Raw genomic sequence first — 19,950 nt, forward strand, 5'->3', positions numbered from 1 at the left:
GATCGATCGCTCCCTTGTGCTCGGCCGGGAGCGGCCCGGCCCGAGACTCCTCACTGCGACACCGGAACGGTTTCGATGTGGAAATCGGCGATGATCTTCCGGATGTCCTCCTCGACGGCCGGCTCGTCGCCGGTGAAGATGAACCGCCCGCTGTGCACCGCGTCATAGCTGCCGCCGGGCTCCATCACCTCGCCCGGGGCCGGCACCAACTCCCGCCAGATCGTGGCGAAGCGGTCCCGCATGGAGGTCGCCGAGACGACCTCGGCCGGCAGTCCGGCGGGCTTCGGGATGATCAGCCAGCCGCCGGACGGGTCGCCCGTCTGCGGCGGGACCGTCGCCCGACCCTCGCACAGGGCGTCCAGCCAGAGCTCGAAGAGGTTGACCCCGAAGAGCTTGTCCGTGAGGTACGGCACCTCGGCCCCGCCGATGCGGCCCGCGATCTCCAGGAACACCAGGTCCCCGTCGGGCGTGACGAAGAGTTCCAGGTGGAACGGCATGGAGGTCATGCCCAGACCCGACACGCAGCGCCGGGCGAACTCGTGCACACGGGCGCGCAGCGGGGAGTCCTGGACGACGACCGAGCCGAGCGGCTGCCCGCCGGCCTCGAAGGCCAGGCAGTCGTTGATGTAGCGGGACACCGCCATGAACGGGATCCCGGCGTCCTCGTCCGCGAACCCGTCGACGTGGTAGATCGCGCCTTCGACGAACTCCTCGAGCTCGTAGTCGCCGAGGTCGACCTCCGACAGCAGCGCGGTGAGCGCGGCCTCGTCCTCGACCCGGTGCACACCCATGCTCGCGGCCCCGGACACCGGCTTGAGGATCAGCGGGAACCCGGTTGCCCGGGCGAACTCCAGCGCGGACTCGGCGCTTCCGCAGGCGTCGAAGCGGGGCACTCGGACGCCCGCCTCGGCGACGAGCTCCTTCATCCGCAGCTTGTCGCGGTAGACCGCGACGTCCTCCGGGCGGGGCCCGGGGATGCCGAGCGCCACGCGGACCTCGGCCGCGATGCCGAGGGTGAACTCGGAGACGGCGATCAGCCGGTCGACCGGGCCGGCCTCGTCCGCGACCCGGCGGACCGCGTCGCGCAGCGCCTCGAAGTCGTTGACGTCCTCGATCTGGACGGTGCTCGCGATCCGCTCGGGATCGGCAAGGATCCCGGTGGCGCCGACCGCGTCGACGACGTAGCTGACGCGGTGCCGCTCATGGTCGATGAGCTCCTCGAAGCGGCCCATCGAGAAGTCCCAGCGCGGCCCTTTCGTGAACCGCGGCCAGCGGTTGACGACGACAATGTGCATGGCTCACTCCTCCGTCGCCACGGAAACCGTCTTGATCGACAGGGTTCGCCGGACGAACTCGATGGCTTCTTCCAGCTCCTCGCGCGAGTCCGCGACGAGCACCGCGTACCCGGTGCGCTGCAGGGAGGAGGAGGTCCGCTGGACGGTGTCGCCGGCCTTCACCTTGGCGGCGGCGTCCACGACGGCGGGGTGCGCGCGGACCTCGTCGAGGCCGTCGACGGCGATCACCTCGCCGGGGTCGGAGACCACGAAGAGACTGGCCGTGAACTTCACCGGCCCCTCGGGCGGCGGCGGCAGCTCGTCACCGACGACGAGCCGCAGCACCAGCTCGAACCAGTCCATCCCGTACGCCAGGGAGCACAGCTCCATGATGTAGTCGCCTGGCGTGCGGACCGCGACCTCCATCACCGAGGGGCCAGAGCTCGTCATCCGGAATTCCAGGTGCACGATGCCGGTGCGCATCCCGATGGCGGCGATGACGGACCGACCCAGTTCGGCGACCTGCTCGGCCTCGGCGGGCGGCAGGGACACCGCGGCCCGGTGCTCCAGTTCGACGAAGTTGGGCGCGCCCGTGGTGGTCTTGGCGGTCAGGCTCGCGAACCAGACCTCGCCGTCGCGGACCAGGGCCTCCCAGCTGTACTCGGGGCCCTCGACCGCGGTCTCCACCAGCAGCGGCCGCTCCGAGGCGCGTCGTGCCGCCGCGGCGTCGAAGGCGGCGGCGTCGGTGACGAGTTCGACGCCGTCGCTGCCGGCCGACGACAGCGGCTTGATCACCACGGGGAGGCGGGCCTTGGCCCACTCGGCCGCCCCGGCCAAGTCGTTGGTGAGGAGGTAGTCGGGCTGGCCGATCCCGTGGGCGCGGAACCGCCCGCGCTGCAGTGCCTTGTTCCGCGAGACCACGGCCGCCCTCAGGGACGGTCCGGGCAGCCCGTGGGTCTCCTGGGCCAGGGCGGCGCCCAGGACGTGGCACTCGGTGAACCCGAGGATCCCGGCCGGGCGGCTGCGCAGGGCGGCGTCGTGGGCGGTCTCCGCCCACAGCTCGTCCAGCGAGCCGTACTGGCCCTGGCTCGGCTCGACGGTGTCGACCAGGCCCTCGATGCCGACGGCCCAGTCCTGCGACTCGATACCGCGGACCCGCAGGCCGAGCCGGCGGGCGGCTGCCACGTACGGGCGGCCCATGATCCCGACGCCGACGAGCAGCACTTCGCGCTCTTCCCGCCCGCTCATGAGCCCTGCTCTTCGAGACGACGGATCAGGGGGGCGACGTGGGTGAAGAAGTTCCGCATCTCGTCGCGGGTCGGCCAGCCGGAGAAGATGAACTCGCTGATGCCCGCGGCCTTGTAGCTGTGGATGTAGCGGGCGACTTCCTCGTGGCTGCCGACGATGCACAGCGCCGGGCCGCCGCGGTAGGCCACGGCACCGGTCCAGATGTAGGGCGAGAGCCACTCGTCCTTGGCGCTTTCCGCCAGCTGGTACGAGGACTTGACCGCCTCGGAGTCGGTGGTGTTCACCCACTGGCGGATCCACGCCGTGTGGTCCTCGTCCGGGTTTCGCATGAGGTTGGCGAGCTCCGCCACCGCCTCCTCGCGCGTGTCGCGGGACAGCACGTGCATACGGGTGCCCACGCGGCGGCCGGCGTCCAGGAGCGGCTTGCTCGCCTTGGCCATGCCCTCGGGGGTGTCGCCGTAGCGCAGCCAGCAGTCGCCGGAGGCGATCGCCGTCTGCTGGGCGACGGCGGAGGCGCCGCTGATGTAGATCTCCGGGCGGCCTCCGTCCTTGTGGCCGAGGCCGAGTGAGGCGTCCTTGAGGGTGTAGTGCTGGCCGTCGTAGCTCATGGGCGACTCGCCCTCCCAGAGGCCGCGGATGACCTCAAGGAACTCGTTGCACCGGGCGTAGCGCTCGTCGTGGCTGAGGAAGTCGCCGTAACCGGCCTGCTCCGCCGGGGAGATGCCGGAGACGATGTTGAGGGACATGCGCCCGTCGGTCATCCAGGACAGGGTGTTGACGACCTGCGCGAACAGGGTCGGCGACATCAGGCCCGGGCGGTAGGCCAGCATGAACTTGACGCGGTCCGTCACCTGCGAGAGGGCGCCGAGCACCGGCAGCGGGTCGGGCAGATAGTTGGAGATACCGAACAGCAGGCTGTCGACGCCGAGCTCTTCGGCTTCCTGGACGAAGTCCCTGACCTCGCCCATGTCCAACTTGCCGATCTTGTACGTGTCCGTGGGCGTCGCCTGTCCCGTGTCGGGCGGCGAGCACCAGTGGAGACGGAGGGGTTCCATCGTGCTTCTTTCTTCCGTTGCGGGCACCGGGCACGCGTTGACGTTTTTTCAGGCGCCGAGCACGCGGACGCGGTCGCCGATCTCGGACCAGCGCTCGTGGGCCTCTTCGGGGGAGTCGGCGGTGAAGACGACGGCGGCGATCCGGCAGCTGTAGTCGGCCTCGTCCGTCTTGATCCCTGCGCCGGGCTCGACGAGGACGTGGCTCCCCACCACCCAGGGCTCGGCGGCGAGTTCGCCCCAGCCTTCGAGCCGCGCGTACGAACCCGTGCCGCCGGCCGTCAGGAAGCGGATTCCGGCCGCCTTGGCGACGGGCTCGCGGTACGCACCCGAGCGCTCCGGGTCGGCGCCGGTGATGCTCGCGAGGACCTTGCCCGGCAGCATGAGGCCGGTGGCCATTTCCATCAGCTCGGTGATCTTGTCGCCGGGCAGTCGCGCGGCCACCTCCATGAGGACCGGGCGGCCCTCGCTGAGGCGCAGTTCGCAGTGGAACGGGCCGGTCGTGATGCCCACGGCCTCGACGACACGCGTGGCGTACGACGCCAGTTCGTGGCGCGTGGCCTCATCCAGCGGGGCGGGCGTGAGGTGTCCGAGTTCCAGGAACCGGGGCTCGGGACCGAGCAGCTTCCGGGTCACCGCGACGACGACCACTTCTCCGTCGCGCACATATCCGTCGGCGCTGTACTCCGTACCGGGCACGTATTGTTCGAGGATCGCGTCGCGGGTGAGCGTGCGGTCGAATTCGAGCCCTTCCTCGGCGTGCATCGCGGCCAGTGCCGCGCGCGCCTCCTCGATACTGTCGACGCGCGAGACGTGCACGCTGCCGCCGGAATCGACGGGCTTGATGACCGCGGGGAGCCCGACGTGCGCACAGGCCTCTTCGAGGTCCGCCGGGTCGCTCACGACCATGAACTTCGGCACTTCCAGGCCGGCCTCGGCCACTGCTTGGCGCATTTTCCCCTTGTGCCGGACCTGGTCGACGGCGGTGGGGGTCAGGGCAGGCAGTCCGAGACGCGCTGACAATTGCGCGGAACCGGGTACGTAGTATTCACCTCCGGCCACCACGGCATGAATCGCGTTACGCTCATGGGATTCCACGACAGCGGCCTCAAGGGCAGCGCTGTCATTGGTGTCCACCGTGATTATCTCGGTGGTAAGCGAGCGTACCGCGTCGGCGATTACACGGCCCCCTTTCTCATAGGAGGCCACGACAACATCCCAGCCGATGGAACGGGCGTGCACGATATAGGCGTTCGCCGAGAACGCCGGCTGCACCACTAGGACACGATAAGACACAGAAGATCCTCGAAATCTCGCCCTGAGGTCGGCGATGGTTCATTTGGAGAGCACTCGGAATCGCGTCACGGCATGGCGAAGTCAGCCACCGGGCCAGGGCATGAGTGATGCCAAAAGCCGCGAAACGTCGTGGACGCCGCAGCGATCAGTAGGAGTTGACGGATGAACTTCCGCACGGGATCCGTGGGTCAGTCAGCCGTGGATATTCACCTCGAGCAGGGCCCACCAGGCGCAGCAAATCCCAAGGTAGAAAGAAGAACACAAGCAGTCGCCCCCCACATCACTGCCAGTCAAAACATTTCCCCGCGTAATGATCAAGATCCTAGGTGATAGCACGGTTCGAGGTCAACCATTCCTTGGGTCAAATTCATCTGCGGTGACTGGCACCCCTATGTCCGTTTTGGTGAAACATGGTCATGATTTACACGCCCGGCGCGATCCGCGCCATTCCCGCCTTTATCAGGAGGGGGTGAGCGGCACGTGCACCCGGCCGGTCCTCAGCCGGTCGGAAAGCGAAAATGGCGCACAGTGTGACGCACGTTACGAGGCGCCCACGCCCCTCCTCTATGCCCAAGGGCCGTCGGCGATCAGCCGGTTGACCATCGAGAACGTCGAGGCCGGCGCCCACGAAATACGTCTCCACCTCGGCGATACACCCGTCCAGTTGCCCGAGCCCGTCGCCGCCCTGGCCCGCGTGGTCGCCGCGAACCGCAAGGGCCACGCGACCATCGGGACCCTGGCCCCGTCGCCATGGCTCTTCCCCGGCGGCCAGCCCGGACGGCCGATCAGCACCACGCAGCTGACCCAGCGGCTGACCCACCTCGGGATCCGGCCCAACCAGGCCCGCAGCACCGGGCTCTTCCAGCTCGCCACCGAGGTCCCCGCCGCGATCCTCGCCCGCACCCTGGGCATTCACACTGACGTCGCCGTCGCCTGGCAACGTCTGTCCGGCGGCGACTGGGCCACCTACACCGCCGACGTCAGTGGCCGCAGTCGGCCGTGACGTCTCCTGCATCGAGCAACTTCCCATCCCGTCGGACGCCGGTCCGCCTGGTCAATCCAGGTGCACCAATTGATCGAGTTCGGGCACACTGCGCCGATGAAGCCAGACGCAGCCCGTTCACCGCAGGAACAGGCCCTACGTCACGTCGCGTCGCTGTCATCCGGGCCCCCCGTCGACCCCGCACTGCGAGTGACCCTGAACTTTCACCCGGACCGCATGGTGCGCGATCGGCCAATCCTGCTCGCGCTGGCAGAGGACGGCGTTTACCACTCGCAGTTCGTCACCGGAGCGAGCAACGGGGGTCTGACGGCCCACCCGGGCGGCGACCGATGGCGCTGGGAGAACCGGATCTTCAACGGTGCGTATGACCTCGCACCTACACACGAGCGACCTGTCTACGGCGCACTGAACTTCCGGCGCAAGCCCCTCGGGGCCGCACCACGATTCGGCTCCGCGCACTTTCGGCTGACTGCCGAAACTCTCCCACGAGCTACGTTCTGCTACCCGGACAGTTTCCTCCAGCCATCAGCTTTCGGGGTCGCCACCAGCATGTCTCTCATCGACCTGGCCGAGGCCGACGACCAAGACGCGCTTGACGACTACATCGAGGCACAAATCCACGGACCACTCGTGCTGGAGCACCATGCGGAAGCCCTGGTCCTGGATCCGTCTTACAGGGAAACGCCGGTGGAAGCGGCAGCCCGCCGCCTGCCATGTCCGATCGAATGGCATCCAGGACTCCAACTCACCGTCGAAGAACTGCGTCGCCACCCGGAGTTCCGCGGGCAGGAGTACGTCGACCTGGGAGCCGAGATCGCCGTTGACGGGGTCCTCAATCCCCGGGTCATCGGAGACGCTGCCCGCACCGGACACTACGACCAGCAGTCCCTCAAGAAGGTGTGGCACTGTCTGGCACGGTTCGGCACCGCCGGGATCAGCCGCCACACCGCCTGCCACACCCCGGCAAGGCTGAGGGACACGTGATCCACGGCGAGCAGCTGACACCTCGGGGTCCTACTGCGGGGACTCGACGACCCAGACCACACTCAACAGCCAGGCACTCGGACAGTTCACATACCCGACGTCACCGTTAGCGCCCGTCACCCACCTGCAGTTGGAGTCGATCCTGGCTGCCGCGGAGACCACCGACGACGGCAAGGACATCGAGAACCTGGACAATGTCTTCGCGCGGCTTGCGAAGCAATCCGAAGGCATCCAGGACATCGACTCGCTTCTGGAGACGACCGGATGAGCCGACGGGGACGACGGGCGGTCCTTCCGCCGCCCGATCACCACAGTGAGCCGCCCTTGGCGCGGGATGGGCTGGTGGTGACGGTGACCAACAAGGCCGGATATCCGAAGGGGGTTCGACTTTGGCTGGATTCACAACCAGCGCGGAACGCCCGGGAGTTCACCCGTGACAAGCAGCTCGTCGATGCCGCCCCGGCCGGTGAGCCAGGCGGCGAGGGCGTACGGCGGTCCGGTGACCGTGACACCGGTGGGGGGCGTGCCGAGCACGACGGTGCCGTGGCCCTCCGCCGTCAGCTCGGCGCCCGTGTCCGGTTCGACGCGGGCCGACATCCATCCGGCCACATCGCGGACGAGGGCCCACGCCAGGTCGGGCGGCAGGACGTCCATGCCGACACCGACGTCCAGGTCGACCAGGTGGATCCAGACCTCGCGGACCCGGAGCCAGGGCACTTCCGAGGCCGGGATCTCGCGCCCCTGACCGCTGACGACCGTGGCCGACCAGGCGTCGCCGGACAGGGCCTCAGCGGCTTTCCGGAACCGGGCGGCGGACTCCCGTACGTCCGCCCGCTGTTCGGCCGACGGCCGTCCGGCGCCCGCCTCGATGTCCGTGGCGCGCTGGTCCGGCGAGGCGTACATGGGCGTACGGATCCCCGTCCGGGCCCAGGTCAGCAGGTTGACCAGGGCGTCGGCGTTGCGGGCGAGGTGGGTGAGCAGGTGGCCGCGGGTCCAGCCGGGCAGGGCGGACGGCTCGGTCACCGCGTCGGCGGTCAGCGCGTCGACCGCCCGCTGCAGCGCGAGCTGCCCGTCCTCGACCCAGTCCAGCAGTGTGGCGACGGGGACCTTCACGGCTTGTCCTCGACGATCGTGTTCACGCACTCCCCGACGCCCTCGACCACGGTCCGTACGACCTGGCCGGGCTTCAGGAACACCTTGGGATCGCGGGCCGCGCCGACCCCGCCCGGGGTGCCGGTGAGGACGAGGTCGCCCGGCTCCAGGGTCGTGAACGTGCTGAGGTAAGCGGCGATGTGGGCAGGGGTGAAGAGCAGGTCGGACGTGCGCGAGCACTGCATGACCTCGCCGTCCACCTCAAGGCGGATCTCCAGGTCGGCCGCGTCGCCGACCTCGTCGCCGGTCACCAGCCAGGGCCCGGCCGGGGTACTGGCCTCCCACGCCTTGCCCTGGAGCCACTGCGGGGTACGCCACTGCCAGTCCCGCATGGAGATGTCGTTGACGACGGTGTAGCCCGCGATCGCGGCCGCCGCCTCGTCCTCGGTGGCCCGGCGGCGCAGCCGGGAGCCGATGACGAAGCCCAGTTCGGCCTCCCAGTCCAGCTCCTGCGTCTCGCCGGGATGGACGATGTCGTCGCGCGCGCCGAGCAGGACGTTGGCGAATTTGCCGAAGAGGGCGGGATACGACGGCATCTCGCGGCCCATCTCCGCGATGTGGGTGCGGTAGTTGTGGCCCACACAGAAGATCTTGGCCGGGGTCGTGACGACCGGGGCGAGGTCGAGTGTGGCCGTGTCGTGCGCCGGCCCGTCGGCGGCGGCAGCGTACGTACGCCAGTCGGGGCGGCGCAGCAGGGCGGCGACGTCGGGGGCTCCGGTCTCCACGGCCCGGTCGCCGTCGAGGCGGACGGCCGCCGTCCCGTCGGCAGTGCGGATGGTGGCGAGCTTCATGCGCGGGTGCTCCCGGTCGTCTCGGTGCGGGCGAGGTTGAGCGCCTCGTAGAGGGGCGCGTCGTTGAAGGTGAACAGGTCGAGCCGGGTGTGCGCGGCGATGGTCAGCGCGCACCAGGAGGGGACGGCGATCAGGTCGCCGGCGGACACCTCGATCACGCGATCGTCGAGGGTGACGGTCCCGCTTCCGCGGAAGACCTGCCAGACGGAGGAGCCGACGGTTCGGCGGGTGGCTGTCGTAGCGCCCGCGCGCAGGCGGTGCATCTCGGTGCGCAGGCTGGCCAGGGCGTCACGGCCGGTGCCGGGGTTGGTGAAGCGGATGCCCGCGTGGCCGGGCTCGATGACCCCCGCGTACCCCTCGTCCTCCAGCTCCAGCTGGGCGGTGAGGGCGTCGTCGGTGTCGGCCCGACGGTAGGCCATGAGCGGGGAGTCGGGGTTGTCCCCGGCCGCGATCGGGCGCAGCCCGGGGTGGCCCCACAGCCGCTCGTTGCGCGACCGGGTCGGGGTCGACCGGTCCGACACGCCGTCCTCGCCGAACTCGAAGAACCCGGCGTCGAGGCGGTGCACGAGCGGGATGTCGAGGCCGTCCAGCCACACCATCGGCGCGTCACCGACGTGGTGGTGGCCGTGCCAGTGCATCGACGGGGTGAGGAGCAGGTCGCCGGGGCGCATCTCGACCGCGTCGCCGTTGACGACCGTCCAGACGCCCTCGCCCTCCAGGATGAACCGGAAGGCGCCCTGCGAGTGGCGGTGCGCGGGGGCGACCTCGCGGGGGCCGAGGTACTGAACGGCCGCCCAGAGGTTGGGAGTCGCGTACGGCCGTCCGGGCAGGCCGGGGTTGGCGAGCGCGATCGCGCGGCGTTCACCGCCGCGTCCCACCGGGACCAGGTCGCCGGACCGGCGGGCGAGCGGCAGCAGGGTGTCCCACTGCCAGACGTGCGGGACGGCCTCGGGCTGCGGGGTGAGCGGCATGAGGTTGCCGATCTCGGTCCACAGGGGGATGAGTCCGGCCGCCTGGAATCCGTCGTACAGCTCGCGGAGTCCGGGGTCCGTCTCCTCCGGGGCTATGACGGTGTCACTGGTCATCGGGGGTTCCTTCGGCGTCGAGCCGGCGCGTGATGTCGGCGCGCAGCGCTTTCTTGTCGATCTTTCCGACCTTGGTGGCGGCGAGTTCGGGGACCGTCACCAGCCGGTCCGGGAACTTGAAACGCGCGATACCGGCGCGCTCCATGACGTGGTGGACGTCGTCGAGGGTCACCGTGCGGTCCGGTTCCGGTACGACGTAGAGGCAGACTCGTTCGCCGAGTTCGGCGTCGGGCATCGCCACGGCGGCGGCGCGGGCGACGCCGGGGGTCTGGTAGGCGAAGTTCTCGATCTCCTCGGCGGAGATGTTCTCCCCGCCCCGAATGATCATGTCCTTGTCGCGGCCCTCGACGACGAGGTTGCCGTCGGGCAGCAGCCGCACGATGTCACCGGTGCGGTACCAGCCGTCCTCGGTGAAGGCGCGGGCGTTCTGCTCCTCTGCGCGGTAGTAGCCGCGCGGGGTGTACGGGCCGCGGGTGAGCAGCACGCCGGGGGCCCCGTCGGGGACGGGGCCGCCCAGCTCGTCGACGACGAGGAGTTCGTCGTCCGGGCACATGGGGCGCCCCTGCGTCGTGCAGATGACGTCCTCGGGATCGTCGAGCCGCGTGTAGTTGAGCAGCCCCTCGGCCATCCCGAACACCTGCTGGAGCGTGCAGCCGAGTTCGGGGCGGACGCGGCGGGCGACGTGGTCGGCGAGCCGGGAGCCGCCGACCTGGAGCACGCGCAGCGAGCTCAGGTCGGCCTCCGCGTGGTCGCGGTGGTGGTCCAGCCAGCGCTGGGCGATGGCCGGGACCAGGGCCGAAGCGGTGGCGCCCTCCTGCTCGATCAGCGCGAACGCCTTCTGCGGGTTGGGGGAACCCAGCACCACCCGGCCGCCGTGCAGCAGCGTGCCGAGCAGTCCCGGGCAGGCGAGCGGGAAGTTGTGGCCGAGGGGCAGTGCGGCGAAGTACACCGTGTCCGCCCCGAATTCACAGACCTCGGCGCTGCGACGGGCGTTGTAGACGTAGTCGTCGTGCGTGCGGGCGATGAGTTTGGGCAGCCCGGTCGTCCCGCCGGAGAGCAGGAAGACGGCGATCGAGCGGCTGTCGGGACGGTACGCGTCCACGACGGCCCGGTCCGCCGACGTGCCGGGCGCGGCGCACAACTCGCGCAGGTCCACGGCGTCGTCGCCGGCCTTGTCGCCGAGCACCAGGACATGCCGGAGGGTTGACGACTCCTCGGCGATCTCGAACGCCATCGCCCGGTGGTCGTGGTCCTTGAGGGAGTCGGGGACGGCGACGGCGACCGCCTCGCTGTGCTCGACCAGGTAGCCGACCTCGTGCTTGCGGTGCCCCGGCAGCGCCATCACCGGGATGACCCCGAGGCGCAGACAGGCGTACGTGAGGATCACGAACTCGGCGGTGTTGGGCAGCTGCACCACGAGCCGGTCGTCGGGGCGGAGCCCGAGCGCTGCCAGGCGCAGTGCGGCGGCGTCCGCGCGCTCGGCGAGCCCGCGGTACGTCAGGCGGCGGTCGCCGTCCACGAGCGCGACCGCCTCGGGGGTCGCGTCGGCGGCGGCGTGCAGCCGGTCGCCGATGGCGTGGCCCTCCCAGTAACCCTTCGCGGTGTAGCGCTCGGCGTACTCCGCGGGCCAGGGGACAGCGCCGTTGCTGCTCGGCCTTGGCATGGTCGTTCTCCTCAGGTGCGGTCGGCCGTGCGTACGATCACGGCGTCCAGGGCGATCAGTCCGTCGGCAGTGAGCCGCAGCGGGTTGATCTCGATCTCGGCGGTGCCGGGGCTCGCGGCCAGGGCGGCGGCGAGGGCGGACGCGACCCGCCCGAACTCGGCACGGTCGAGCACCGGCCCGCCGCGCCAGCCGTCGAGCAGGGTGCGGGCGGCCAGGTCGTCGGGCATCGAGGCGGCCTCGGCCACCGGGAGCGGAGCGAGCCGGATCGCCACGTCGGCGAGCGCCTCGGCGGCCGTACCGCCCAGTCCCGCCAGCACGACCGGCCCGAACACGGGGTCCCGTCGCACGCCGAGCACGAGGTCGACACCGGCCGGGGCCATGGCCTCGACCAGACAGCGCCGGTCGCGTCCGATGGCGTCCAGCGCCGCGTCGAGTTCGTCGGGGGTGCGCACGCCCAGGTGGACCCCGCCGACCTCCGTCTTGTGCAGGATCGCGGCGTCGAGCACCTTGACCGCGACGGGCCCGCCCAGCAGGCGCAGGGCGTGGTGGGCGTCGGCGGGGGTGTCGCAGGCGACCCGGCGCGGGGTGCGGATGCCGAGGCCGGCGAGGAAGGTCTTGGCGGCGTCCTCGTCCAGGGGGCCGGGGGAACGGTGGCGATCGGCGGCGGCGAGGCCCCGTCCGTCGGGAGGGCCCGCTGTCGGGCATGGGTCACCAGCGCCCGTACGGCGTTGGCGGCGGACGCCGGTCCGGTCAGTGCCGGAATCCCCGCCTTGTGCAGCCGCGCCCGCTGCTCGGCCACGTCCTCGGGGAGGCCGCCGACGACCACCACGGCCGGGGAATCGGCACCGAGGCCGGCGTCCTGGGCGGCCGAGGCGAGGTCGACGCTGTCCGGCTCGGTCAGGGCGTAGACGGACAGCAGGTCCACCTCCGGGTCGGCGGCGGTGGTGTCGAGCACGCGGGCGAAGGTCTCGCCGGGCCGGCCGGTGTCGACCGGGTTGCGCTGGTAGGTGAGCGGGGGCAGCAGCCTGCCCAGCGTGCGCTGCGTGGCCTCGGACAGCTCCGGTGTCCGGATGCCGTCCGTGCCTGCCCGGTCCGCCAGCAGCAGCCCCGGCCCGGCCTGAGCGGTCACGATGCCGAGCCCCGGGTCCGGGTGCGGACGCAGCCGGATCCGGGAGAGCGCGGTGAGCGCGTCCACCAGCTCCCGCTCGTCGTCCACGACCACCGCCCCGGCCTGCCGCAGCGCGGCCCGTGTCGTACGCCAGCTCGTGGCGAGCGCCCCGGTGTGCGACCGGGCGAAGTCACCGACGTCGCTGCGGCCGACGACCAGCGCCACGACCGGCTTGACGGCGGCCACCAGCCGTACGGCGGCCACCAGCCGTGGCCCGTCCGGAACCGTCTCCAGGTGCAGGGCCACGGCCGTCGTGCGGCCGTCCCCGGCGAGGTGCTCCAGTACGTCCGCCGCCGTCACGTCGAGGCCCGCCCCGATGCCGACACCGAGGCTGATGCCGTTCCCGGCGGTCACCAGGTCGAAGGCGAGCGCGTGGTTGACGCCGCCGCTGGCCGCGACGACCGCGACGTCCCCGGCGGGAAGCTGCCCGGCGGCGGGCACGAAGCTGGCCGTCAGACCGAGATGAGGCGCGAAGAAGCCGGAGGTGTTGGGGCCGAGCAGCCGGATGCCGGTCTCGTCGGCGACGCGGCGCACCGCCTCCGCGTACTCCTCGCCCTCCGGGCCCGCCTCGCCGAAGCCGCCCGCGCAGATCAGCGCGGCACGGCAGCCCGCTGCGGCCGCCTCGGCGAGGGCGTCCGCGCAGCCGGCCGCCGGCACGCACAGCACCGCCAGGTCGAGCCGTCCGCCGACGTGCTCGGCCGCTTCGGCGACCGAGGCGTACACACCCTCACCGGGGTCCGGGCGGCGCGCGTTGACGAGGGCGCGGGCCCCGGGGAAGGCGGCCAGGGAACGGGCCATGGCGGCGCCGAGCTTGCCGCTCTGTCGCGAGGCGCCGATCACGACCACGCCCTCGGGGGCGAAGAGCGGCGTCAGGTTCGTGGTCATGGCTACGCCCGCCCCTCTTCCGTGGAACCGACCAGATCGGCTTCCGTGGAGCCGACCAGATCGGCGCGCCCGGACAGCAGCAGCGTCTCGGCGCGGTCGTCGTCCATCCCGTCCTCCACGATCAGCGCGGGCACCCCGTGCACCAGCCGGGCCTGCTCCGCGAGCAGTTGCCGGGTGAGGGCGGTCCCGGCGTGGACGGCGACCAGTTGCGGCGGGGTCGTACCGCTCACGGCACCGGCCAGCTCCTCGTACACCGCGGGCAGTCGCGCCTCGTCCTCCGGCGCGGTCAGCGACAGGCACGCCACCCCCGCGAGGTCGGCGCCGGTCACCCGCCGCCCCGCGAACTCCTGCCCGCCCACCCGCAACGGCGTCTCCAAGGGGTCCCGCCCCTCGTGCGCCGCCCGCCAGTCCCCCACGACCTGCTCGACGAACTCCGGGTCGCGGCGCGCGATCCGGTCCTTGCCGATGCTGCGGGAGAGGAAGTGGAAGACGAACCGGGTCGGCTCGAACGCGTCGTGGTAGCGCCCGAAGTGCTCCCACCAGGACAGGCTCGGCCGGGCGGAGGCCTGTATCTTCTCCACCGAGGGCCGCGCCGCCGCCTCGTACGCCTCCAGGGCGGCCGGCAGGTCGTCGCGGTGGGCGAGCAGGCTGCCGGCGAGGGCGATGGCGTCCTCCATGGCCATCTTGGTGCCGGAGCCGACGGAGAAGTGGGCGGTGTGCGCGGCGTCGCCGAGCAGGACGACGTCGCCGCTGTGCCAGCGGCGGGTGCGGCGGGTGCGGAAGTTGCCCCAGCGCGAGTTGTTGACCAGCAGTTCGTGCCCGTCGATCTGCTCGGCGAAGAGCTTCTCCAGGTACGCCTTGGTCTTCCCGTCGCTCGGGCCGGGCGGCTGCGAGGTGTCGAACTCGTCGAGCCCCGCCCTGCGCCAGGACTCCTCGTCCGTCTCCACGATGAAGGTGCCGACGCCGTCGCTGATCGGGTAGCCGTGCACGGCGAACGTGCCGTGCGGCCCGTGCTCGTGCACGAAGGTCAGGCCGTCGAAGGGATACGTCGTGCCGAACCAGATGAACTTGGCGGTCGCGACCTCCGCCTCCGGCACGAGCACGTCGGCGAGGCGGTCGCGGAAGCGCGAGTTCGCCCCGTCGGCGGCCACGATCAGGTCGTAGTCGGCCAGCTGCGCCGGATCGGCGGGGACCTCGTGGCTGAACCTCAGATCGACACCGACCTCCGCCGCCCGCCGGTGCAGCAACTGGAGCAGCGTCCTGCGGGTGATCGCCGCCATGCCGTTGCCGCCACAGCGGATCCGCTGCCCCTTGAGCCGTACCTCGATGTCGTCCCAGTGACGCCCGTGCTCCGCGAGAGCGGTGCGCAGGACGGGGTCGGCGGCGTGGATGCCGGCCAGGGTCGCGTCGGAGAAGACCACGCCGAAACCGAAGGTGTCGTCCTGGCGGTTCCGCTCGAAGACCGTCACCTCGACCGACGGATCGGCCTGCTTGAGGAGCGTTGCGAAGAACAGCCCGCCGGGGCCCCCTCCCACGCACGCGATCCGAGAAACCATGGCTTGTGCCTCCATGTCCAGTATCGGAGCGAGCCGCCCCGCACACCAACATTGTGTGTCACTCACTACACGGACGTCAATCATTTGTTACCCAAATAGAGGGCCGTGCCGCCTGACGTTGCAGCTGATGCGATGCACCTCCGCAACGGCCGTCCGTATGACATAGTCGGTTTCCGTGAAACCTCGATCGATCGTCTTCGACCTGTTCGGCGACTACGTCCGCTACCGCGGAGGCGCCGCCCGGCTGCGCACCCTCAGCACACTGATGGGCTGCTTCGGCGTCGGCGACAGCACGGTGCGCGTGGTGCTCGCACGCCTGCGCAAGGAGGGCTGGTTCGACGTCCGGCGCGAGGGCAGGGAGACGCTCTACACGCTCAACACGCGCAGTCTCCAGCTGCTCGACGAGGGCCGCTCACGCATCTTCGACCCGGCCCCGTCCGACTGGGACCGCCACTGGTACATGGTCATCTACTCGGTCCCCGAGACCGAGCGGGGCGTACGCGACCGCATCCGCAAGGAGCTGGCCTGGCTGGGCTTCGGCCCCCTGGCCCCCTCCACGTACGTCTCCCCGCACGACCGCATACGGCAGGTGAGGGAGAAGTTCGCCGACGAGCCCGCCGTACGCCTGGACACCCTGCGCTGCCAGTCGTCGGGCCTCCCCGTCGACCGCGAGATGGCCGCCCGGTGCTGGGACCTGGCCGCCCTCAACGAGGACTACCGGGAGCTGCTGCGCACCTACCGCGGCCGGATGCCGTCCTACCGGGCCGGGCATCTCAGCCCCGAGGAGGCGATGGTCGAGCGCATGCAACTGACGTACGACTACCGCAAGTTCCCCTTCCGCGACCCCGACCTGCCGACCGAACTCCTCCCGGCGGGCTGGGTGGGCCACGAGGCGCACGGGATGTTCCTGGAGGCCCACGAACTGCTGGGTCCGGCGGCCGAGTCCTTCTACGACGAGGTGGCCGGGTCCCGCCCGCTGCCACAGAAGTAGGGCCGGGCCCGTACGTTGTACGGGCCCGGCCTCTCGCCTTACGGCCTTACGGCCTTACGGAAGCAGGGACCCCAGCAGGGAGCCGACGGCGGTCGTCCCCCGCCGAACGTCCGCGAGCCGCAGCCCGCGAGCGTCACCTTGACCGGCACCTCGACCTGGCGCCGCTCCTTGTCGACGGTCACCGGGGCGCTGCCCAGCTCCCGCCCGTCGGCGGCGCCCACGACGTCGGCTGTCGTGCCGTGCACGGTCACGAAGACCTGGGCCGGCATCACGGTGTTCGCGCCGTGCGGGGCGGGCAGCGGCTGGTCCGAGTCGCCGAGGGCGATGGTGGTGGCCACCAGGCCCGGGTCGGTCATCGTGTCGTACGTGATGCGGAAGGCGGTCGCGTCGGCAAGGGGCCTGGCCCGCAGCTCGACAGGTCGGCGGCGTTGGAGCGGTAGGCCGGGTCGGTCGGGTAGGTGCAGGTCCTCAGCAGGGTGTTGACCGGCCACTCGTGGTCGGGACCGGCGCCGTGGTCGTCCCAGAGGCAGCCCTGGTAGAGGAACTCGCCCTCGCGGTACACGCTGGACAGGCAGACGCGGGTCGGATCGGCCTTCCAGACCCCGGTGTTCTCCAGCTGGGGCGCCTTCGCCTCGGGCTCGTTGAGAATCCGAGGGCCGGGCCAGGCCCGCGCCTGCGACGTGTCCTCCGCGGCCGTTGCGGCCGGTGCTCCGGCCATCCCGGCCATCGCCGTGGCGAGGGCCACGGCGGCGACGGTCAGCGACCTCGCGTGCTCACGCGGTACGGGCCTCCACCGGGGCCGCCTGTTCGGAGGCCTGCGTGGCCTTGCCCGGCAGCAGGAGTACGACGGCCGTGGCGAGCGCGGCGGGGATGGCGAAGGCGTAGAAGTTCCACTCGATGCCGACCCCGGAGTCCAGCAGCAGACCACCGAACAGCGGTCCCGTGATGGCACCGAAGCGCCCGATGCCGAGGGTCCAGCCGAGCGCGGTGGCCCGGACCTCCACCGGGAAGTGCTGAGCGACGTAGCCGAGGACCAGGATCTGGGCGCCGATGGTGCCGAAACCCGCGATGGCGACGAGGAGATACATCAGCGGCGCCGCGGTGGCGATGCTGAGCAGGGACATCGAGGCGGCGGCCGCCAGGAAGGACAGCAGGGTGATCGGCTTCATGCCGAACCGGTCACCCAGCGGCGAGAACAGCACCGAGCCGATGACCGCGCCGAGGTTCATCACCAGCAGGAACAGCAGGGAGCTGGACAGGGGATAGCCGGCGGACCGCATGATCTGCGGGAGCCAGGTGTTCAGGCCGTACACCAGCAGCAGGCCGAAGAAGCTCACCACCGCGAACAGCACGGCGGGCAGCGCGTGGCGCCGGGTGAACAGGGCGGCCGGGCCCCGCTTGGGCTGCGGCTCGGCCGTGGCGGGAGGGGCCTCCGGCACGGGAACGCCCAGGCGCGCCGCGGTCCGCTCGGCCTCCTCAAGACGCCCCTTCGCGACCAGGAACACCAGCGACTCCGGCACGTAGCGCACCAGCAGCGGCAGGATCAGCAGCGGAACGGCACCGAGCGCGAACAGGAAACGGAAGCCCCACACCGGCAGCAGCGCCATGGCCAGCACCGCGGCGAGGATGCCGCCCACGGAGTAGCCGGAGAACATCAGCGCGTTGTTGAAGCTGCGGCGGCTCGGGGCGGAGTACTCGGCCGTGAGCGCCACGGCGGTCGGCATCACGCCGCCGAGCCCGAGCCCGGCGAGCAGCCGGAAGATGCCGAACCAGGTCGCGTCGGGCGCGAGCGCACACCCCATCATCGCGGCCGAGAACCAGCCGACGCCGGTCAGCATGACCCGGCGGCGGCCGACCACATCGGTCAGGGCGCCGGCGAGCAGCGCGCCGACCAGCATGCCCACGAGGGCGTAGCTTCCGATGACACCGGCCATCGCCGGGGTCAGCCCCCAGGGCTCGTACTGCAGCAGCGCCGGCACGCTGGCGCCGTAGACGATCAGGTCGTATCCGTCGAACACGATCACCGCGAAGCACAGGCCGGTCACCAAGAGCTCCGGGCGCCGGGGGTTGCGGGTGGGTTGGGGTCTCATCGCTGGCTCCTTTACGTCCGCCATGAATCGGCTGAGACGCCGAGAAGTGTGTGTCATATTCGACACGGACGTCAATGAGTCGAAACATAAAGAATCGGATTCGGCGCGTACTCTGGACAACAAGCCGAGATCCCAAGATGCAATCTGGTGACGACCAAAGTCCAAGTGACCCTCATGTCGGCGGCGGGGTCGGTGACCGCGACAGCCGGAACACCTGAGAGCCCCGGCCGTCCGACCGGACTCCCGATGCAGGGCGGCCCACGCTGGGCCTCCGAGAAGGGACAGCGGCCGGTTCTCCGGCCCGGGTGAGAACCGGCCGGCCGCGAGTTGGCCGCACCACCGGTGGCACGGCGGGTACGGCGCGCCAGCCGTATGCCGACGAGGCCGGGAGCGGGGTCAGGCCGGACCAGCGGGACCGGGCACGGAGCCTGGTCGACGACGAAGCGGCCGGCCGAGCCCGGGGTCTTCGGACCAAGGCGGGGTGCGGTCGCCGTCGCGGTCCAGGATGAGCGACTCCGCACCCTGGGCCGCGGCGACGACCTCCCGTTCAACCGCGGTGTGTTCCCCCTCTGCCAAGTTCCTGCACCGTCGCTCGATTGACGCCTGCCTGGAGCCATGCCGCAGGAATGAAGACCTGGGCCCTTCAGCCATGTGCCTGCAAAAATGACGACGCCCGCAGAGCCCCGGCAGTTCGCCGACGGGGACGACAAACCAGTCCCCCGAGTTAAAGATCAGCAGTCACTCTCCGTGGTAGAGACGGTAGAGACGGGGCAGGTCGATCCTGCCCGCCCGCAGCGCCGAACCCTACTCCGCGGAAGACGCCTTGACCTGCTGGACCAGGAACGGGCATCTGCTGCTCGACTTCGTCTACTCAGCCGAGGACGGCGGCGAGTGGGACTTCGAGACCTCCTTCACCCTCGCCCCGTTCACCACACTGCGTACCGAACTCGCCGCGGGCGACCGGCGCCCCCTCTATCTGGCCTGGCTTTCCGCGCTCACCCGCTGGGAGTTGGAGGAGGACGTCGACGAGGACGAGTACACCTCCACCCTCGAGCCGCCCGTACCCGCCGGCCTTGCCCACCTCACCGGACCGCAGCAGGCGCTGGCGGACTTCCTGCGCATCGACCCGTACCTGCTCACCGCGGCTGCCCGCGCCAGCGGCGCCGCCCCTTCCCAGGCAATCGGCAAGGACGCACTCGCCGCCTGGATCCGCGCCCTGCCGCAACACGAGAAGGATGCCCTGCTGCTGGACGCCGCCCTGGGCGTCGCCCCACAGCCGGGCCCCGCACTCCTGGCTCGCCACCGCGCCGGGTCCCACAGCGCAGCCGAACCGTCCACCGCCACCCGGCGGCGCTCAGCCGCAGAGCTCCTCGACGCCGCCCACGAGGTGCGCACCGAGCACACCCGGCAGCAGGAACAGGCCCGCGCTCAGGCCCGCCGGGCCCAGCAGCTGGCCCGCGAGAGCCACCTGGACCGCCTGGCCGAGAACGCCGAGCAAGCCTGGCAGGACGTCGCCAACCTGATCGGGAAGAAGCAGCCCGGCCCCTATGACACCGCTGTCGCCCTCCTGAAGGATCTCCGCGAGATCCACGACCGAGCGGGCACCCCCGGTGAGTTCGCCCGGCGCCTCCATGACCTGCGCGAGCAGCACCGTGGCAAGTCCTCACTGATGCGCCGCCTCACCGACGCCGGCCTGACGTCCCGCTGAGATG

General features: G+C 70.9%; 18 protein-coding genes and 2 pseudogenes. 5 read left to right on the forward strand and 15 right to left on the reverse strand.

The features are described 5' to 3' along the window. Positions 1–50: 50 nt before the first annotated feature. From WBG99_RS15010 to WBG99_RS15025, 4 genes are read right to left on the reverse strand one after another with little or no spacing between them, the layout of a single operon-like run. Complete coding sequence (locus WBG99_RS15010) at positions 51–1,295, reverse strand: ATP-grasp domain-containing protein (RefSeq protein ID WP_338896794.1); 1,245 nt, start codon at positions 1,293–1,295, stop codon at positions 51–53. 3 nt (positions 1,296–1,298) lie between these two features. Continuing rightward, a complete protein-coding gene (locus WBG99_RS15015) occupies positions 1,299–2,522 on the reverse strand; it encodes an ATP-grasp domain-containing protein (protein WP_338896795.1) in 1,224 nt (407 codons plus the stop codon). Beyond that, entirely contained in the window at positions 2,519–3,577 is a 1,059-nt protein-coding gene (locus WBG99_RS15020; RefSeq protein ID WP_338896796.1) for an LLM class flavin-dependent oxidoreductase, read from the reverse strand. The genes WBG99_RS15015 and WBG99_RS15020 overlap by 4 nt, the downstream gene beginning before the upstream one ends. Positions 3,578–3,625: 48 nt before the next feature. Further along, positions 3,626–4,852 (reverse strand): ATP-grasp domain-containing protein, encoded by a 1,227-nt coding sequence (locus WBG99_RS15025; protein WP_338896797.1) that lies wholly within the window; start codon positions 4,850–4,852, stop codon positions 3,626–3,628. 613 nt (positions 4,853–5,465) lie between these two features. On the opposite strand from WBG99_RS15025, the gene WBG99_RS15030 reads away from it, so the two are divergent. The 3 genes from WBG99_RS15030 to WBG99_RS15040 all read left to right on the forward strand — a co-directional run bounded on the left by WBG99_RS15030 (position 5,466) and on the right by WBG99_RS15040 (position 7,125). Then, on the forward strand, positions 5,466–5,873 hold the full coding sequence (locus tag WBG99_RS15030) for a hypothetical protein (RefSeq protein ID WP_338896798.1): 408 nt from the start codon (positions 5,466–5,468) through the stop codon (positions 5,871–5,873). A 96-nt stretch (positions 5,874–5,969) separates the two neighbouring features. Beyond that, on the forward strand, positions 5,970–6,857 hold the full coding sequence (locus WBG99_RS15035; RefSeq protein ID WP_338896799.1) for a DUF3626 domain-containing protein: 888 nt from the start codon (positions 5,970–5,972) through the stop codon (positions 6,855–6,857). A gap of 130 nt (positions 6,858–6,987) precedes the next feature. Next, a complete protein-coding gene (locus WBG99_RS15040; protein ID WP_338896800.1) occupies positions 6,988–7,125 on the forward strand; it encodes a hypothetical protein in 138 nt (45 codons plus the stop codon). A 131-nt stretch (positions 7,126–7,256) separates the two neighbouring features. On the opposite strand, the gene WBG99_RS15045 is transcribed toward WBG99_RS15040, so the two are convergent. The 7 genes and pseudogenes from WBG99_RS15045 to WBG99_RS15075 form a co-directional block, all read right to left on the reverse strand. Then, positions 7,257–7,970, reverse strand: coding sequence for a maleylpyruvate isomerase family mycothiol-dependent enzyme (locus tag WBG99_RS15045; protein WP_338896801.1), 714 nt, complete (start codon positions 7,968–7,970; stop codon positions 7,257–7,259). Further along, on the reverse strand, positions 7,967–8,800 hold the full coding sequence (locus tag WBG99_RS15050) for a fumarylacetoacetate hydrolase family protein (protein WP_338896802.1): 834 nt from the start codon (positions 8,798–8,800) through the stop codon (positions 7,967–7,969). The genes WBG99_RS15045 and WBG99_RS15050 overlap by 4 nt, the downstream gene beginning before the upstream one ends. Beyond that, positions 8,797–9,885 carry a cupin domain-containing protein gene (locus WBG99_RS15055; RefSeq protein WP_338896803.1) on the reverse strand — a complete coding sequence of 363 codons (1,089 nt, stop codon included), beginning with the start codon at positions 9,883–9,885 and terminating at the stop codon, positions 8,797–8,799. The genes WBG99_RS15050 and WBG99_RS15055 overlap by 4 nt, the downstream gene beginning before the upstream one ends. Next, complete coding sequence (locus WBG99_RS15060) at positions 9,875–11,548, reverse strand: AMP-binding protein (protein WP_338896804.1); 1,674 nt, start codon at positions 11,546–11,548, stop codon at positions 9,875–9,877. Before WBG99_RS15060 ends, WBG99_RS15055 begins: the two co-directional genes overlap by 11 nt. Before the next feature lie 11 nt (positions 11,549–11,559). Beyond that, positions 11,560–12,810 carry an acetate--CoA ligase family protein gene (locus tag WBG99_RS15065; RefSeq protein ID WP_338900357.1) on the reverse strand — a complete coding sequence of 417 codons (1,251 nt, stop codon included), beginning with the start codon at positions 12,808–12,810 and terminating at the stop codon, positions 11,560–11,562. Continuing rightward, positions 12,783–13,601, reverse strand: a pseudogene (locus WBG99_RS15070) (CoA-binding protein); the annotation flags it as partial. The gene WBG99_RS15065 and the pseudogene WBG99_RS15070, both read right to left, overlap by 28 nt. Before the next feature lie 2 nt (positions 13,602–13,603). Further along, positions 13,604–15,157 (reverse strand): FAD-dependent monooxygenase, encoded by a 1,554-nt coding sequence (locus WBG99_RS15075; protein WP_338896805.1) that lies wholly within the window; start codon positions 15,155–15,157, stop codon positions 13,604–13,606. 175 nt (positions 15,158–15,332) lie between these two features. On the opposite strand from WBG99_RS15075, the gene WBG99_RS15080 reads away from it, so the two are divergent. Then, positions 15,333–16,148 carry a PaaX family transcriptional regulator C-terminal domain-containing protein gene (locus tag WBG99_RS15080; protein ID WP_338896806.1) on the forward strand — a complete coding sequence of 272 codons (816 nt, stop codon included), beginning with the start codon at positions 15,333–15,335 and terminating at the stop codon, positions 16,146–16,148. A 38-nt stretch (positions 16,149–16,186) separates the two neighbouring features. Here WBG99_RS15080 and WBG99_RS15085 read toward each other — a convergent pair whose 3' ends face one another. The 4 genes and pseudogenes from WBG99_RS15085 to WBG99_RS15100 form a co-directional block, all read right to left on the reverse strand. Continuing rightward, the gene (locus tag WBG99_RS15085; RefSeq protein WP_338896807.1) at positions 16,187–16,504 is read right to left on the reverse strand and encodes a hypothetical protein; all 318 of its coding nucleotides are present in this window, start codon (positions 16,502–16,504) and stop codon (positions 16,187–16,189) included. After that, complete coding sequence (locus WBG99_RS15090; RefSeq protein ID WP_338896808.1) at positions 16,501–16,893, reverse strand: hypothetical protein; 393 nt, start codon at positions 16,891–16,893, stop codon at positions 16,501–16,503. Before WBG99_RS15090 ends, WBG99_RS15085 begins: the two co-directional genes overlap by 4 nt. Positions 16,894–16,921: 28 nt before the next feature. Continuing rightward, positions 16,922–18,238 (reverse strand): aromatic acid/H+ symport family MFS transporter, encoded by a 1,317-nt coding sequence (locus tag WBG99_RS15095; protein WP_338896809.1) that lies wholly within the window; start codon positions 18,236–18,238, stop codon positions 16,922–16,924. A gap of 380 nt (positions 18,239–18,618) precedes the next feature. Continuing rightward, positions 18,619–18,790: pseudogene (locus WBG99_RS15100) on the reverse strand (universal stress protein); the annotation flags it as partial. Between the two features lie 271 nt (positions 18,791–19,061). Here WBG99_RS15100 and WBG99_RS15105 point away from each other — a divergent pair. Further along, positions 19,062–19,946, forward strand: coding sequence for a hypothetical protein (locus tag WBG99_RS15105; RefSeq protein ID WP_338896810.1), 885 nt, complete (start codon positions 19,062–19,064; stop codon positions 19,944–19,946). Positions 19,947–19,950 lie beyond the last annotated feature (4 nt).

Origin of the sequence: Streptomyces sp. TG1A-60 (assembly GCF_037201975.1) — a bacterium.
Taxonomy (GTDB): Bacteria; Actinomycetota; Actinomycetes; order Streptomycetales; family Streptomycetaceae; genus Streptomyces.

Excerpts from the sequence above, each read along its gene's own strand:
- WBG99_RS15060 (WP_338896804.1), bottom strand. The coding sequence starts at position 11,548 with ATGCCAAGGCCGAGCAGCAACGGCGCTGTCCCCTGGCCCGCGGAGTAC.
- WBG99_RS15050 (WP_338896802.1), bottom strand. The coding sequence starts at position 8,800 with ATGAAGCTCGCCACCATCCGCACTGCCGACGGGACGGCGGCCGTCCGC.
- WBG99_RS15095 (WP_338896809.1), bottom strand. The coding sequence starts at position 18,238 with ATGAGACCCCAACCCACCCGCAACCCCCGGCGCCCGGAGCTCTTGGTG.
- WBG99_RS15015 (WP_338896795.1), bottom strand. The coding sequence starts at position 2,522 with ATGAGCGGGCGGGAAGAGCGCGAAGTGCTGCTCGTCGGCGTCGGGATC.
- WBG99_RS15020 (WP_338896796.1), bottom strand. The coding sequence starts at position 3,577 with ATGGAACCCCTCCGTCTCCACTGGTGCTCGCCGCCCGACACGGGACAG.
- WBG99_RS15035 (WP_338896799.1), top strand. The coding sequence starts at position 5,970 with ATGAAGCCAGACGCAGCCCGTTCACCGCAGGAACAGGCCCTACGTCAC.
- WBG99_RS15075 (WP_338896805.1), bottom strand. The coding sequence starts at position 15,157 with ATGGTTTCTCGGATCGCGTGCGTGGGAGGGGGCCCCGGCGGGCTGTTC.
- WBG99_RS15010 (WP_338896794.1), bottom strand. The coding sequence starts at position 1,295 with ATGCACATTGTCGTCGTCAACCGCTGGCCGCGGTTCACGAAAGGGCCG.
- WBG99_RS15055 (WP_338896803.1), bottom strand. The coding sequence starts at position 9,885 with ATGACCAGTGACACCGTCATAGCCCCGGAGGAGACGGACCCCGGACTC.
- WBG99_RS15085 (WP_338896807.1), bottom strand. The coding sequence starts at position 16,504 with ATGACCGACCCGGGCCTGGTGGCCACCACCATCGCCCTCGGCGACTCG.